General features: G+C 28.9%; 13 protein-coding genes and 4 tRNA genes. 13 read left to right on the top strand and 4 right to left on the bottom strand.

Annotated features, from left to right (window positions below):
- Window positions 1-4 precede the first annotated feature (4 nt).
- Both ACU68W_RS08030 and ACU68W_RS08025 read right to left on the bottom strand, forming a co-directional pair.
- Window positions 5-892, bottom strand: a complete 888-nt coding sequence (locus ACU68W_RS08030) for a DegV family protein (RefSeq protein ID WP_094223383.1) — start codon at window positions 890-892, stop codon at window positions 5-7.
- Window positions 893-925: 33 nt separating this feature from the next.
- Window positions 926-1,001 (bottom strand) — tRNA-Thr (locus ACU68W_RS08025).
- A gap of 116 nt (window positions 1,002-1,117) precedes the next feature.
- Between ACU68W_RS08025 and ACU68W_RS08020 the strand changes: the two genes are divergently transcribed.
- The 4 genes from ACU68W_RS08020 to ACU68W_RS08005 all read left to right on the top strand — a co-directional run bounded on the left by ACU68W_RS08020 (window position 1,118) and on the right by ACU68W_RS08005 (window position 2,790).
- Window positions 1,118-1,792: a glucosaminidase domain-containing protein gene (locus tag ACU68W_RS08020; protein ID WP_094223384.1), complete on the top strand. Its 675-nt coding sequence runs from the start codon at window positions 1,118-1,120 to the stop codon at window positions 1,790-1,792.
- Between the two features lie 19 nt (window positions 1,793-1,811).
- Window positions 1,812-2,501 carry a thermonuclease family protein gene (locus ACU68W_RS08015; RefSeq protein ID WP_094223385.1) on the top strand — a complete coding sequence of 230 codons (690 nt, stop codon included), beginning with the start codon at window positions 1,812-1,814 and terminating at the stop codon, window positions 2,499-2,501.
- A 125-nt stretch (window positions 2,502-2,626) separates the two neighbouring features.
- Window positions 2,627-2,703, top strand: a tRNA-His gene (locus ACU68W_RS08010).
- Window positions 2,704-2,706: 3 nt separating this feature from the next.
- Window positions 2,707-2,790: transfer RNA gene (locus ACU68W_RS08005), tRNA-Leu, on the top strand.
- 270 nt (window positions 2,791-3,060) lie between these two features.
- Here ACU68W_RS08005 and ACU68W_RS08000 read toward each other — a convergent pair.
- A tRNA-Leu gene (locus ACU68W_RS08000) sits at window positions 3,061-3,147 on the bottom strand.
- 177 nt (window positions 3,148-3,324) lie between these two features.
- Between ACU68W_RS08000 and ACU68W_RS07995 the strand changes: the two genes are divergently transcribed.
- Entirely contained in the window at window positions 3,325-4,281 is a 957-nt protein-coding gene (locus ACU68W_RS07995; protein ID WP_102163543.1) for a DUF1002 domain-containing protein, read from the top strand.
- Window positions 4,282-4,411: 130 nt separating this feature from the next.
- Window positions 4,412-4,975 carry a redoxin domain-containing protein gene (locus tag ACU68W_RS07990; RefSeq protein ID WP_002836263.1) on the top strand — a complete coding sequence of 188 codons (564 nt, stop codon included), beginning with the start codon at window positions 4,412-4,414 and terminating at the stop codon, window positions 4,973-4,975.
- Window positions 4,976-5,002: 27 nt separating this feature from the next.
- Here the strand turns inward: ACU68W_RS07990 and ACU68W_RS07985 are convergent, their stop codons facing one another.
- On the bottom strand, window positions 5,003-6,844 hold the full coding sequence (locus ACU68W_RS07985; protein ID WP_094208516.1) for an ATP-dependent helicase: 1,842 nt from the start codon (window positions 6,842-6,844) through the stop codon (window positions 5,003-5,005).
- Window positions 6,845-6,938: 94 nt separating this feature from the next.
- On the opposite strand from ACU68W_RS07985, the gene ACU68W_RS07980 reads away from it, so the two are divergent.
- From ACU68W_RS07980 to ACU68W_RS07950, 7 genes are all read left to right on the top strand, one after another.
- Complete coding sequence (locus ACU68W_RS07980; RefSeq protein ID WP_094207050.1) at window positions 6,939-7,739, top strand: nitroreductase family protein; 801 nt, start codon at window positions 6,939-6,941, stop codon at window positions 7,737-7,739.
- 68 nt (window positions 7,740-7,807) lie between these two features.
- On the top strand, window positions 7,808-8,614 hold the full coding sequence (gene modA, locus ACU68W_RS07975; RefSeq protein WP_094223387.1) for a molybdate ABC transporter substrate-binding protein: 807 nt from the start codon (window positions 7,808-7,810) through the stop codon (window positions 8,612-8,614).
- Entirely contained in the window at window positions 8,607-9,290 is a 684-nt protein-coding gene (gene modB / locus ACU68W_RS07970) for a molybdate ABC transporter permease subunit (RefSeq protein WP_446756383.1), read from the top strand. The genes modA and modB overlap by 8 nt, the downstream gene beginning before the upstream one ends.
- On the top strand, window positions 9,277-9,891 hold the full coding sequence (locus tag ACU68W_RS07965) for an ATP-binding cassette domain-containing protein (RefSeq protein ID WP_446756382.1): 615 nt from the start codon (window positions 9,277-9,279) through the stop codon (window positions 9,889-9,891). The genes modB and ACU68W_RS07965 overlap by 14 nt, the downstream gene beginning before the upstream one ends.
- Window positions 9,892-9,967: 76 nt before the next feature.
- A complete protein-coding gene (rnr, locus tag ACU68W_RS07960; RefSeq protein WP_094207054.1) occupies window positions 9,968-12,073 on the top strand; it encodes a ribonuclease R in 2,106 nt (701 codons plus the stop codon).
- A gap of 12 nt (window positions 12,074-12,085) precedes the next feature.
- Window positions 12,086-12,535: an SsrA-binding protein SmpB gene (gene smpB, locus ACU68W_RS07955; protein WP_094223390.1), complete on the top strand. Its 450-nt coding sequence runs from the start codon at window positions 12,086-12,088 to the stop codon at window positions 12,533-12,535.
- Between the two features lie 9 nt (window positions 12,536-12,544).
- A complete protein-coding gene (locus ACU68W_RS07950) occupies window positions 12,545-14,281 on the top strand; it encodes an Rqc2 family fibronectin-binding protein (protein WP_094223391.1) in 1,737 nt (578 codons plus the stop codon).
- The last annotated feature ends 28 nt before the right edge of the window (window positions 14,282-14,309 follow it).

Genomic DNA, 14,309 nt, shown 5'->3' with positions numbered 1-14,309 from the left:
TTTTTTAAACTTCTGATAATTCGTCTCCCAAATCTTTGTTACTAAAATAAATACTTAGTAGATTTGGTCCAGTGTGAGCGCCTATTACACACCCTAAAGGACATTTAACAATTTTCTTGAAATCAAAATCTTCTTTAATTTTTTCAATAAGAAGATCTGCTTCATCTTCATCTTCTCCGTAACAAACATAAAGTGTTTGATTTAAATTCACATTGTTGTTACATTTTTCAATCATTAAATTCTTCATTTTAATAAAAGTTTGTTTTTCGCCGCGCGCTTTTTCTACAACATATAAGCTACCATCATTTTTATCCACACTCATAATTGGTCTTATGTTCAATAATGCTCCCATTACCTTTTGAGTCTTAGATAATCTTCCACCTCTGTACAAATACTCTAAGTTAGTAACAGTAAAAATATGCTCTTGTGCGCAGATAATTTCATCCAATTTTTCGTTTAATTCTTCAAATGAATAATTTAATTCTACAAGCTTGAGTACTTTGTTAATGACAGAAGTTTCTCCAGAGCAAGCACTCACAGAATCCTTAACCATTATCTTATAGTCTTTATTTTCTTCTACTAGTGCATTCATTGCCATTGTAGCAGTTTGAAATGTGCTTGTTAATCCACTAGACAATGTAATACATACTACATCATTTCCTTGTTCTAATTCTCTTTTAAAATTTTCGTAATAAGCTTTGTATGGCACTTGACTTGTTTTAAAAACTTCTCCATTTTTCATTCTAGAAAACATATCTGAAGAATTAATTGTTTGACCTTCTATGTATTCTTTATCAGAACTAATAACTGGCATATTCAGTATTATTAAATTTTCATTTTTATTAGAATCTGTTATTTGACAAGCAGAATCTGTGATTATTTTTATAGACATTCTTACCTCCAGATAAGTATTGTTTTTTTCGATTGGTGCTGTTGAGAGGGATCGAACCTCCGACCTATTGATTACGAATCAATTGCTCTACCAACTGAGCCACAACAGCATATACATTTATTATAAGCTTTAGAGTGCAATAATTCAAGATTATTATAATAATGAAAATCAATAGGAAATTAGCAAAAATTATGATAAAATACTAGTCATATTCTAGGAGGCAGAATGAAAAACAAGAAACTAATAAAAAAAAGAGTTGGGATATTCTTTCTTATGTTGGTATTTTGTGCCTGTTTAATAATTAATTATTCTGAAAATTATTTTTCTTTTTCTAACAAAATCACTTATCAAAAAAGTGAATTGGAAGACAATGAGTTGAAAACGCTAAACAAAATAGAAAAAGATTTGGCTGAATTTAAAAGAGTAGGCGCTTTAAAAATTACAGAAGATAATATGTTTTATCCAACTCACAAATCTCAAATATCTGAACGAATGTTAGAGGTTGCATTGGAAGGCACTGATTTAAAAGGCAATGCGCATTCATTTATTAAAGTAGAAAAGAAATACGGTGTGAACGCCTTGTATTTACTAGCTATAGCAAATCATGAATCTGATTTTGGACAAAGCAGAATAGCAAAGGACAAGAATAATTTGTTTGGATTCAATGCTATTGACTCAAATCCATATAACGGAGCAAGTCAATATGATTCACTTGATGAAGGAATTCAAGATATAGGCAAAAAAATAAAAATATTGTATCTTAGCGACAATGGGAAGTATTTTAAAGGGTACAATTCTTACGCTATGAACAAAAATTATGCTAGTGATAAGAATTGGGGAGAAAAAGTTAACAATCATATGATACTAATAGCTGAAAAGATTTTATCAAGCTATAAATAATAAAAAGTGAGAGAAAAACATGAAGAAATTTTTAGTAGGATTATTAATACTAATATCCTTAACAAGCTGTGACACAATTATTAAAACAGAAAATCAAAATAATTTGTATGAAGTAGTCAGAGTTGTAGATGGAGATACTGTAATATTAAATATAGATGGACAAAAAACGAGAGTAAGACTTATAGGAATTGATACACCAGAAAGTGTAGCGGAAGATAAAAGTCGAAATGTCAAAGAAGGCAAAATTGCAAGTGAATACACTAAAAATTTGCTAGAAAATAAAAAAGTTAGGTTAGAATTTGACGATGAAAAAGAGGATGTATATGAAAGAAAACTAGGTTATGTGTTCTTAGATGATGAATTTATTAATGAAAAATTACTAAAAGAAGGAATGGCAAAATTATACACTAAGACAACCAATCAAAAATATTCTGAACGATTAAAAAAGGCCGAACAATATGCAAAAGATAACAAAAAAGGATTCTGGAAAGATTTCTATGTAAATGATCCAAGTTTATATTTAAAATACACCGATTCTAAAGGTAGGGGAATGATAAAAGGAAATATCAACACTAAAGGATTGAAAATATATCACATGCCTAATCAGAAGAGTTACAAAGATGTAAAAATCAATTTCAAAAAAGGTGAGAAATATTTCGTAACAGAAAAAGAAGCGCAAGACGAAGGTTTTTCAAAATCTTCAAAATAATACTTGCAAAATTAAAAACACGATGCTATAATAATAAAGTCAAGTTCACTTGAAATAAATTTTACAAATGCTTGACAAACATATTTTATTATGGTACACTTATAAAGTAGTCAATTGAGGCTATGGTGGATGTAGCCTAGTTGGTTAGGGCGTCAGTTTGTGGCACTGAAGATCGAGAGTTCGAATCTCTTCATCCACCCCACAAGCAGGAATGGCGGAATTGGCAGACGCGCTAGACTTAGGATCTAGTGTCTTTGACGTGGGGGTTCAAGTCCTCTTTCCTGCACCAAATTATATCGACTCAATTCAAATGATTAAATCATTGGAATTGAGTCTTTTTTGTTTGTGTATTTAATTTAATTGATTACACATTTAATGATAAAACGTAACAAGAAACGTAACAATTTTTATCGGTTTGATTTTATTTTTTATGTTTTGATTTCTCTAAGAAATTTTAGCTATTATTTAATAACAAAACGAAAATAACCCAGGTAAAAATTTTTACTTGGGTTTTAAAATTTGCAAGAAAAAAAGATAGCTTTGAAAGCTATCTTGTATATGGTGCCGGAGGCGGGACTTGAACCCGCACGGTGTTGCCACCGCTGGATTTTGAGTCCAGTACGTCTGCCAATTCCATCACTCCGGCTGACTTTATAAGTATAGCATAAAGTAAAAACAATGTAAAGGAATTTTTGTAAAAATTTGAAATTTATTTATTAGTCTTTGAGATTTGGCTTATTATGTTTAGTTTTTCTTAATAATTTTGTAGACTTTGAACGCTTGATTTTGTGCTATAATCAATGTGAACGGAGGATAACAATCTATGAAAAAAATTACAGTTTTTTTATTAGCTATTTTGATTTCATTATCATCAACTATAAGTTTTGCCGGAGAGATAGACACGAAGGTTGTTGATGAGAGATGGGGCAAGCCAACTTTTGTGTATGGTGAAAGCTTAGATAAATCTCAAATCAGAAAAACAAAAGGACTTTTGAATATTGAAAATGATGACAATATAAAGTCTGTTATGGTTACTTATAATGATTTATTGAAATACATTGGAGGAGATGATTCAAATCCAGGTAGTATGATTTCAAGCGTTTTAGTGAAAAAAGAAAACAAGAACAAAGGTATAAAAGTCAATATTACAACACCAAAAAACATTACATTAATTACCGAAAAACAATATGAAAATGCTGCAATTACAGCAGGTGTAAAAGACTGCACAATAATGGTTGCTGCAGTGAGACCAGTAACGGGAGAATCTGCTCTCACTGGTGTATTCAAAGCTTTTGAGTCAAATGGTGAAAAGCTTGACAGTGACAGAATAAAAGTTGCCCAAAAAGAACTAGAAGTTGTCAGTGATATTAATAAAGAAAACAAAGATAAAAGTGACTTTAATAGAGACAAATTAAATGATGTCATTGTTGTAATAAAAGATAATATTGCTAACATAAATATCAACAATAATGGTCAAGCGCCAACTCTTGAAGAAATTAAAAAGATTGTCAACGACGCAATCAAAGAGAATAATCTTGAAAATGTAATTACAGAAGATCAAAAACAAGAATTGGTTAATTTTTTCGAAAAATATTCTAATGTGAAATCTATTGATTCAAAAGATATTAAAGATGAATTGTCTAATATTTCTGATAAAGTAATAGAAGGAGCTAAGGATATTTATAAAAAGGCAGAGGATGCAGGTATTATTGACAAAATAATCAACTTTTTCTCTTCAATCATAAAATCCATCGCAGATTCTTTTGATTCAAATAAATAACAAAATTAGAGGCTTTTGAGCCTCTTTTTTTAAAATTATAAAATATAAGAAATAATATCAATACAACTTGTAATCATTACAAAATATGGTATAATTAAATTGTAAATTAAATAGGAAAGGATGATTATTTATGTCATTAATTAAAAAACACGTTGAAGAATTTAAAGTTCCTGCTTATCACAATGAAGAACTTACAGAAGTTTCTAGTGAAGATTTAAAAGGTCACTGGTCATTATTGTTCTTCTATCCAGGAGATTTTACATTTGTATGTCCTACTGAATTAGAAGACTTACAAAACCTATACTCAGAATTTAAAGAATTAAACTGTGAAATATATTCTATCTCTACAGATTCAGAATTTGTTCACAAAGCATGGCATGATAAATCTGAAAAGATTAAAAAAATCGAATATCCAATGTTATCAGATAGAGCATTTGTTTTATCAAAACAATTTGGAGTTTTAAAAGAAGCTGACGGTCAAAGTCAAAGAGGAGCTTTCTTGATCAATCCTGATTTAGATGTTGTATTATACGAAGTATCTGCTGATGGAATTGGTAGAAACGCACACGAATTATTAAGAAAATTGCAAGCTGCACAATATGTAGACAAATATGGTGATCAAGTTTGTCCAGCAAACTGGGCACCTGGTCAAGACACTTTAAAACCAGGAATTGACCTAGTAGGTAACTTATAAATAGCAAAACTAGCTGTAAAATTACAGCTAGTTTTTTAAATTATTTTCAATTTCTATGATATCTTTTAAAAATTGAGACGAATCAACTTCAACGGAATTTCTAGTTTTGGGAGATAACAGTGTTAATTTATCCTTAGCCCTAGTCATAGCTACATAAAACATTCTTCTTTCTTCTTCAAATATATTTTCGTAATTCTTGTTGTTGGAGTCGATATTTGTAGGAAACTCACCATCTATCAAATCTATAATGAATACTTCATCAAATTCCAAACCTTTTGCAGAATGTACAGTTAATAAATTAAGATTGCTAGTATGTTTTATCGAATCTTTTTGGATTGTTTTCAAATTTTCAATTTCATTAATAAAATCTTCGTAGCACTCACAATCTTTAAACAAATATTTATAGATTTCTATCAAAAGATCCAATGATATCTTTTGATTTTGGAGTAGAACACTGTCTTCAATATATGTTTTGTAATCAATATCATTCATAATAATATCAATTTTTTTGGAACCTTTTGCTCTTTTTATTCCTGAAAAAAATGATTTTAAGTCCATAAATCTGTCTACATAAAATCTACTTAGAGTTGAATCATCCAAAAGACGATCTAAAATAGGCATTGATTCATCATAGGTTTCCAGTTGATTTATAGAAGTTTTTTTAATATAGCTGTTTAATTTGTAATAAATATCCCTAAAAAGTCCAACAGACGTTTTATTTTCAGAAAATGCAATCATTTTTAAAATATCATTGAGCACAAAATGATTGTAAAAATCATCTTTTTGATATCTAGAGTGGAAATCAATATCTTGATCGTGTAAATACTTACTCAAGGCAATAGAGGAAATATTTTTTCTGTATAAAATTGCCGTCTTTTTTTCAGGATTTATATTGTTTTTTAGATAAGAAAACATCGACAAAAAGTTTTGAGTAAATTTTATAATTATTTTCTTGTCTGATGATTTTGTGGAAGTAACATCCTTATTGTATCGATTTTTATTTTGCTTGATAAACAAGTTACTAGCATTAACTATTTTGTCGCTACATCTGAAATTCTGATCAATATAATAAATACTAGCATCTGGGAAAATTTTATTAAAATCTAATAAATAGCTAGGATCTGCTCCCCTAAAAGAATAAATCGACTGGTCGTCGTCTGCTACAATAAACAAATTATTTTCAGGGTAGGCGATTTTTTTGATTAATTCAAATTGGATTTTGGAAGTATCTTGTCCTTCATCTACTTGAAAAAATTTGTACTTACGTTTAATTCTTTTTAATATATAATCATCTTCGTTGAGGATTTCAAATGATTTAGTAAGCATATCATCAAAATCAATATAAAAATTCTTTTTCTTGAAGTTTTCATATTCAAGGTATATTTGTTCAAAATTTTGAATATCGAATTTTGGAAAATCCTTGAATATCATCATATTTTTACAGTATCCATAATATTGCAAAAATTTTTCAACGTCTTCATCTTTAGAGTTTGTTTTATTGACTTTTCTAATTATATTTCTAATAACAAGATATTTATTGATATCATTATTAGATTCAAGAATTTTAAATATTCTATTATTCATTTTATAATGTAGTTTTATAATATAATAGCAAAAAGAATGAATCGTTGAAAAATACGCGGAATCTGTTTCTGGAAATTTTTCAGAAAATCTTTCTTTCATATCTACTGCTTGAGATTTGCTAAATGTTATGGATAAAATACTTTTTGGATCAATATTGTGAACTTGTTCCAAGTATTTAATTCTATTAAGAAGTACGGTGGTTTTACCGGCCCCAGGAACCGCTAATACTAATGCAGGAGATTTAAAATGAGATATTGCTTTTTGCTGATTTTCAGTAAATTTCATATTATCACCATTAATTATTATATCAAAATGTTTGTGATTATTCGCAATTTGTAGTATTATTTAATTATAAGATTTATTATAAGGGGTAATTAAAATGTCAATGAATGAATTTTTAGAAAATAGAAAATCAGTAAGAGATTTTAAATCAAAAAATCTTAGTGATTCAGATTTAAAAAAAGTTGAATCTATTATTTTTGATATAAACAATTTAGCAAAGAAATACGATGTTAATTTTAAATTATACAAAGATGGTTCTGTGGTTTACAATGCTCTTGATGGAGAGGGTGGGTACGATGGTACTATGATAAAAGCTAACCATTATATTGCAATGGAAGCTGACAAGAATAATGAGTTATCAATGATATTTGGTGCATTTTATTTTGAAAATTTAATCACTAAATTAGATGCACTAAATGTAGGAAGTTGCTGGGTGACTATATCCAACGCTTCAGAAGAATCCAAAAAATCAGCTTTTGGAGATAATTTTAATGTAGATTTCTTACTTGCTATGGGATATGCTCCAAACGAATTTGGATTTGGTAAGAAGAAATTTAGCTCAAGAATTGGTGTTGAAGAATTTGTTTGCGACAAATCATTGTCTACTCCAATCGATATAGATAAATTACAAAATTATGGCTTGGATGAGTTATTTAGTTATTTGAGATTTGCTCCTTCAACTAAAAACGAACAACCATGGAGATTTGTATTAAATGATGACGATTTTGATTTGTATATTAAAGATTACAAAGGAATAGAAAATTTAATAGATGCAGGAATTGTAATGTACTATTATACAGAATTAGCTAATTATAATAATATAGATGCAAATTGGATTGTAAAAGAAGAATTAAGTGATAAAGACAATTTCAAATACATTGCATCAGTAAATTTCTAATTAAGAAAAAAAAGCCTTTGACTAGGCTTTTTTAATACATATCGTTATATTTTAAGGAGGATAATGAAATGAAAAAAAAGTACTTATTATTCATGTTAGTGGGGTGTTTAATTTTGGCTAGTTGCGCAAAAAATGAAAAACAAAATTCTGGACAAAAAGAATTAAAGAAAACTGAAGAAAAAACGGATATTGAAAACATAAGCTTATTTGCAGCTGCATCATTAGAAGAATCGTTAGCAAAAATTATTCCTGAATTTGAAAAAGAAAACAATGTAAAAGTTGATGTTAACTTAGCAAGTTCTGGAAAATTACAAAAACAAATCGAACAAAAAGCGCCATGTGATGTTTTTGTTTCAGCAGGACAAAAGCAAGTAAAAGCTCTTGAAGAAAAAGATTTAGTGAAAGAATCAAAAAGTTTATTAAAGAATAAACTAGTAATAGTGAAAAACAAAGAAACAGACATTAAAATTTCTAAAATTGAAGATTTAGAAAATATTAAAGGTAAGATAGCTGTTGCTGAATTAGAAACAGTTCCAGTTGGACAATATACAAAACAAAGTTTGACTCATTATAACTTATTAGATAAGCTTACAGACAAATTTGTATACGGTAAAAACGTAAAAGATACTTTAAGATATGTCGATAGCAAAGAAGCTGATGTAGGTTTTGTATATTCTTCAGATGCTGTAACTGATGAAAAGGTGGAAGTAGCTTTAAATGTTGATGGAAGCTCACACAAGTCTATAATTTATCCAATTACTAAGACAACTTATTCGAAGAATACTGACATGCAAAATAAATTATACGAATTTTTGCAAAATGAATTATCAACAAAATATTTCAAGGAAGCAGGTTTTGAATCTAGTAATGAATAATGATATTATGATGCCTATTATAATTTCATTAAAGGTATCCATAATCTCAACCATTATAACCTCTATTTTATCTATATTTATTGCATGGATGATGGTAAAATTTAACAGGAAAAACGGTAGTGTTTTGGAGGCAATTATCACATTGCCTCTAGTTTTACCACCATCAATTTTGGGATACATACTTTTAATTGTAATAGGAAATAACGGATTAATTGGTAAAATTTTTTACGATAATTTTGGATGGAGCGTTATTTTTACATGGAAGGCATGTGTCATAGCATCTGTAATAGTTTCGTTTCCACTCATGTATCAAAACTGCAAAGCTTCATTTCAAAGTATTGATAAGAAAATTTTGAATGCAGCAAGAACAATGGGTGCTAGTGAATGGAAAATATTTTTCAGAATAGCAATTCCGTTAGCTTATACAGGGATAATCAGTGGGTTGGTACTTGCTTTTGCTAGAAGTTTAGGAGAATTTGGAGCAACTATGATGGTTGCTGGAAATATTCCAAGCAAAACTCAAACAATACCATTAGCAATGTATTATGCTGTTGAACGAGGAGATAAAACGATGGCGAATACTCTAATGATAGTTGTAGTGGTTTTTTCCTTCTCGTTGATATATTTCTTGAATAGATGGATAGAGAAGAGAAGGAATAGAAATGCTGAAGTGTAATATCGAAAAGAAATTAAATCATTTTGTTCTTAATGCTGAATTTATCGTGGAGAATCAAATTTTGTGCATAATGGGTGAGTCCGGAAGCGGAAAAACATCCATATTAAATTCAATCGCAGGTCTATTAACTCCGGATAAAGGAGAGATTATTCTTGATGATAATATTTTGTTTTCAGATAAAATAAATTTGAAACCACAGGAAAGAAATATAGGATATGTTTTTCAAGATTACGCATTATTTCCAAATATGAGTGTTAAAAACAATATTTTCTTTATGAATCCTGATAAAAATTATACAAATTCACTTATAGAAAAACTAGGAATTGAATATCTTTTGGGAAATTTTCCAAATACTTTATCAGGTGGAGAAAAGCAAAAAGTTTCAATAGTAAGAGCGTTAGCAAATAAGCCGCGCTTGCTATTAATGGATGAACCTTTCAGTTCAATTGATGAAAAATTTAAGTATAAGTTTTATGAAGAATTGATCGAAATCAAAAAATCATTGGATATTCCAATTATCATGGTTACCCATAATAGACACGAAGCAGAAATTTTATCTGATAGATTAATTTTTATTGATAAGGGGAAAATTGTAAAATAAACGTTAAATACATCAATTAGGTAGTTTCTTACAATTTAGGGTATAATATAGATAGGAAACAACTAGGAGGTATTTAATGAAAATAAAGCAAAAGGTACTTAATATCGTAAATTCTAATGATTATATTCCTCTAACTTTTGATGAATTATCTTCAAGATTAAATATTGAAAAAAAAGATAAGAAAATTTTTCATAAGATTATTAATGAACTACAAAAAGATAAGAAAATTTTACTTGATAAAAATTCTAATATAATTCCAATTACAGAGCAAAAAGCATATCCAGGTACAATTCAAGGATCTGGAAGTGATTTTTGCTATTTTATTCCCGATGATGAAAGCATTGATGATATATTTATAGCCAAAAAAGATTTAAATGGTGCAATCCATAAAGATAAAGTTTTAGTTACGATAACAGTAGAAAAAAAACCAAACAGAAGTCCTGAAGGGAAAGTTTTACAAATTCTATCCAGAGAAACAAAAAAACTTGTGGGAACTTTTGATGAAGCAAAGGGTTATGGATTTGTAATATTAGATGATAAAAAATACGGATTCGATGTTTTTGTCCAATCTGGTAATAAGAATGGGGCGAAAAACAACGATAAAGTCGTAGTTAAATTAATCAAAAATCCATCTAAAAAACACAAAAATCCAGAAGGTGTTATAGTTGAAGTCTTAGGAGGCAAGGACGATCCTGGAATTGATATTTATTCTATAGCAAAGACTTTTAAATTACCGTATGAATTTCCAAAGAAAGTAAAAGAACAAGCAAAGGAAATAGAGCAACAGGTCGATGAATCAGAAAAGAAATCTAGAATGGATTTTAGAGATTTATTTACAGTTACAATTGACGGGTCTGATGCAAAAGATTTTGATGATGCTATTAGTATTTCAAAAAAAGATGATAATTTTATATTATATGTTCACATAGCTGATGTCAGCCATTATGTAAAAAAGAACACTGCACTTGATAAGGAAGCTTTTAGAAGAGGAACAAGTGTGTATATGTTGGATAGAGTAATTCCTATGTTACCTATAGAATTATCTAATGGAATTTGCTCACTAAACCCTAATGAAGACAGGCTTTGTTTAACGATTAAAATGGAAATTTCACCAACGGGTAAAACTCTTGACTACAAATTTTATGAGTCTGTTATAAACTCTGATTATAGATTAGTCTACAAAAATGTGTCAGACTTTTTGGAAGACATAGAAAATCCTTATGATGATGAAAAACTCACGCATAATTTATTACTAATGAAAGAATTGTATGAAATTCTAAGCGTTAGAAGAAAAAACAGAGGAAGCATTGACTTCGATTTTCCAGAAACTAAAATTATTTTAGATGAAAATTCTAAAGTAGTTGATGTCACAAAAGATGAGAGAAGAATTGGAAATAAATTGATTGAAGAGTTCATGCTGATTACAAACGAAACAGTGGCAAGTCATTTTGGATATTTGGATAGACCATTTTTATACAGAGTTCACGAAGAACCTGACGAAGAAAAGGTGAATACTTTTAAAAGAATTTTGTCTAATTTTGGATACCATTTGAAAGGTAAGAATTTGTATTCAAAGGATTACCAAAGAATTTTAAATGAACTAGATGGCAAGCCTGAAAAACCTCTATTATCTTCGCTCTTATTAAGATCGATGCAAAAAGCTGAGTACAGTCAAAATCCTAGCATTCATTTTGGACTTGCATCGATGTTCTATACGCATTTCACTTCTCCAATCAGAAGATATCCGGATTTATTTATACACAGAATTGTGAAGAATTTTATAAATCATAAGCCAGATACTAATAACGAAAAAGAATTCATGAAATATATCAAAGACATTGCAAAACAATGTTCAGCAACTGAGAGAAGAGCTGAGGAAGCTGAGAGAGAAGCTATTGATATGAAATCTGCAGAATATATGCAACAACACATAGATGAAGAATTTGAGGGAATTATTAGTTCGCTAACAAAATTTGGAATTTTTGTACAACTTGACAACACGATTGAAGGTTTAGTACAATTTCAATCTATGATAGATGATTATTATGTATTTGACGATAAAAACTACACAGTTTATGGAGAAAGAACTAAAAAATCATACCATATTGGGCAAAAAGTTAGAATTAAAGTTATAAATAGTGACAAAGATAAACGTCAAATAGATTTTGAATTTGTAAATTAGAAAAGGAAAATAATGAGTGATATAAAATTATTAGCAAACAATAAGAAAGCACGTCACGAATATTTTATCGAATATGTGTACGAATGTGGAATTGAACTAAAAGGAACTGAAGTAAAGTCTATCAAAAAAGGAAAAGTTTCCATTAAGGAAAGTTATTGCATGATAGAAAATTCAGAAGTTTTTGTTTATTCGATGAATGTAAGTCCGTATACTCAAGGAAATATTTTTAACGTGGATAGTTTAAGAAAAAGAAAACTTTTAATGCATAAATCTGAAATCAGAAAATTAATAGGAAAAACAAAAGAACAAGGTTATACTTTGATACCTTTAAGAGTATATGAAAAAAATGGACTTGTAAAAGTAGAGATAGCTCTTGCAAAGGGTAAGAATCTGTATGATAAGAGAGAAACTCTGAAAAAACGTGATGATTTGAGAAATATGCAAAGAGCAATGAGAAGATAAGGAGTAATAATGAGCTTTGACGGAATTGTAACAAAAGCGATAGTAGATGATATAAAAGAAAAATTAACTAACGGTAAAATCAGTAAGGTTAATCAACCGGATAAAAACGAATTGGATTTAATTATCTATAATAACAAACAAAATTATAAACTTCTTATTTCTGCATCCTCATCGTTACCGAGGATGCATTTTACAAATGACAATAAGAAAAATCCAATTGAGGCGTATAATTTCTGTATGCTGATGCGAAAATACTTACAAGGAGCAGTTATAACTGATATTTATCAAGAATCGATGGACAGAGTTGTTAATATTGACATCAATAGCAGAGATGAGATGGGTTATGACATGAACTACACATTAGTTGTAGAACTTATGGGCAAGCATTCCAATATAATTTTAATTGAAAAAGAAAGTAAGATGATTGTAGATGCAATCAAAAGAATTAGCTTCGACACTAAAAGCATCAGACAAATACTTCCAAAAACCAAGTATTCGTGCTTGGAAGATGACAAGAGAAACATTCTGCAATCAGATGATCTTCCAACAGAAATAGCGGAGGGGACTACTAAACTACAAAAAGTTTTTTATATGAATTATACTGGATTTTCTCCCACTATTTCTAGAGAAATATGCCTGAGAGCAGATTTGGATTTTAATATAAGGCTCGAAGATTTGACCGAAGATGAAAAATCTCGATTTAATCAAACATTTATTGACGTTAGAGAAGCTATCAAAAATTGTGATTATGATTATTCTATCGTCATTGATGAAGATGAAAAATTAAAGGATTTTCATGTAATTAAATTAGAAAAATACGGATATCAAAAGAAAAACTTTGATGATATTCACGAAATGTTGGATTATTATTATAAAAAACACAGTTCGAATGATTCAATTACACAAAAATCTTCGCACTTGAAGAAAATAGTTTCAAATAAAATTCAAAGAAATTCAAATAAATTGAGCAATTTAACTGTAGATTTACAAGAAGCTAAGAAAAGAGATATTTACAAAGTTTATGCTGATTTGATAAGTTCAAATATGCATTTGATTCATAAAGGCGTGGATAAAATAAATGTACAGAATTTCTATGATGATATGAACCCAATTGAAATTCCATTGAATCCAATAAAATCTGGAAATGAAAATGCACAAAATTATTACAAAAAATTTAGCAAATTAAAAACTAGAGAAAAAATGATTACACAAGAGCTCCCTCTTATAAAACAAGAAAACGAATATTTACTACAACTTCTAGAAACGCTGGAGAGAGTGACAGAATATCAGGAACTATCAGAGATTAAGGATGAGATGGTAAAAATAGGTTTGATAAAAAAATCTAAGAAAAAAACTGCAAAAGTAAAACCATCAAAGCCAAGACATTTTGTAACAGAAAATAACGTTGATATTTTTGTAGGTAAAAATAATTACCAAAATGATAATCTTACTTTGAAACAAGCTAACAAAGAAGATATTTTTGCTCACGTAAAAGATATGCCAGGTTCACACGTCATAATGAGAAACGAAAACTTGACTGAAGAAGACTACGGCATTGCTTGTTTCTTAGCGGCGTATTTTTCATCAATGAGTAAAGAAAAATACGTTGAAGTTGATTATACTGAAAAGAAAAATGTTAAAAAAGCTAAGGGAGCAAAACCTGGAATGGTTTTTTACAATAATTTCAACACTGTTAATGTCGACATGAGTTCTTACGATATTGATAAAATCAAAGAAATTGTTTAAAAATTGTAATAAATTATTGTAAATTCTT

Source organism: Finegoldia sp. P2-F-LR, assembly GCF_052932265.1.
This window is presented reverse-complemented; position numbering and strand designations above follow the sequence as displayed.

Bases quoted from the DNA above. Each gene is read 5' to 3' on its own strand.
- ACU68W_RS07950 (WP_094223391.1), top strand. From the start codon at position 12,545: ATGAGCTTTGACGGAATTGTAACAAAAGCGATAGTAGATGATATAAAA.
- ACU68W_RS08030 (WP_094223383.1), bottom strand. From the start codon at position 892: ATGTCTATAAAAATAATCACAGATTCTGCTTGTCAAATAACAGATTCT.
- modB (WP_446756383.1), top strand. From the start codon at position 8,607: ATGAATAATGATATTATGATGCCTATTATAATTTCATTAAAGGTATCC.
- ACU68W_RS07990 (WP_002836263.1), top strand. From the start codon at position 4,412: ATGTCATTAATTAAAAAACACGTTGAAGAATTTAAAGTTCCTGCTTAT.
- ACU68W_RS07980 (WP_094207050.1), top strand. From the start codon at position 6,939: ATGTCAATGAATGAATTTTTAGAAAATAGAAAATCAGTAAGAGATTTT.
- ACU68W_RS08015 (WP_094223385.1), top strand. From the start codon at position 1,812: ATGAAGAAATTTTTAGTAGGATTATTAATACTAATATCCTTAACAAGC.
- rnr (WP_094207054.1), top strand. From the start codon at position 9,968: ATGAAAATAAAGCAAAAGGTACTTAATATCGTAAATTCTAATGATTAT.
- modA (WP_094223387.1), top strand. From the start codon at position 7,808: ATGAAAAAAAAGTACTTATTATTCATGTTAGTGGGGTGTTTAATTTTG.
- ACU68W_RS07965 (WP_446756382.1), top strand. From the start codon at position 9,277: ATGCTGAAGTGTAATATCGAAAAGAAATTAAATCATTTTGTTCTTAAT.
- ACU68W_RS07985 (WP_094208516.1), bottom strand. From the start codon at position 6,844: ATGAAATTTACTGAAAATCAGCAAAAAGCAATATCTCATTTTAAATCT.
- ACU68W_RS07995 (WP_102163543.1), top strand. From the start codon at position 3,325: ATGAAAAAAATTACAGTTTTTTTATTAGCTATTTTGATTTCATTATCA.
- ACU68W_RS08020 (WP_094223384.1), top strand. From the start codon at position 1,118: ATGAAAAACAAGAAACTAATAAAAAAAAGAGTTGGGATATTCTTTCTT.
- smpB (WP_094223390.1), top strand. From the start codon at position 12,086: ATGAGTGATATAAAATTATTAGCAAACAATAAGAAAGCACGTCACGAA.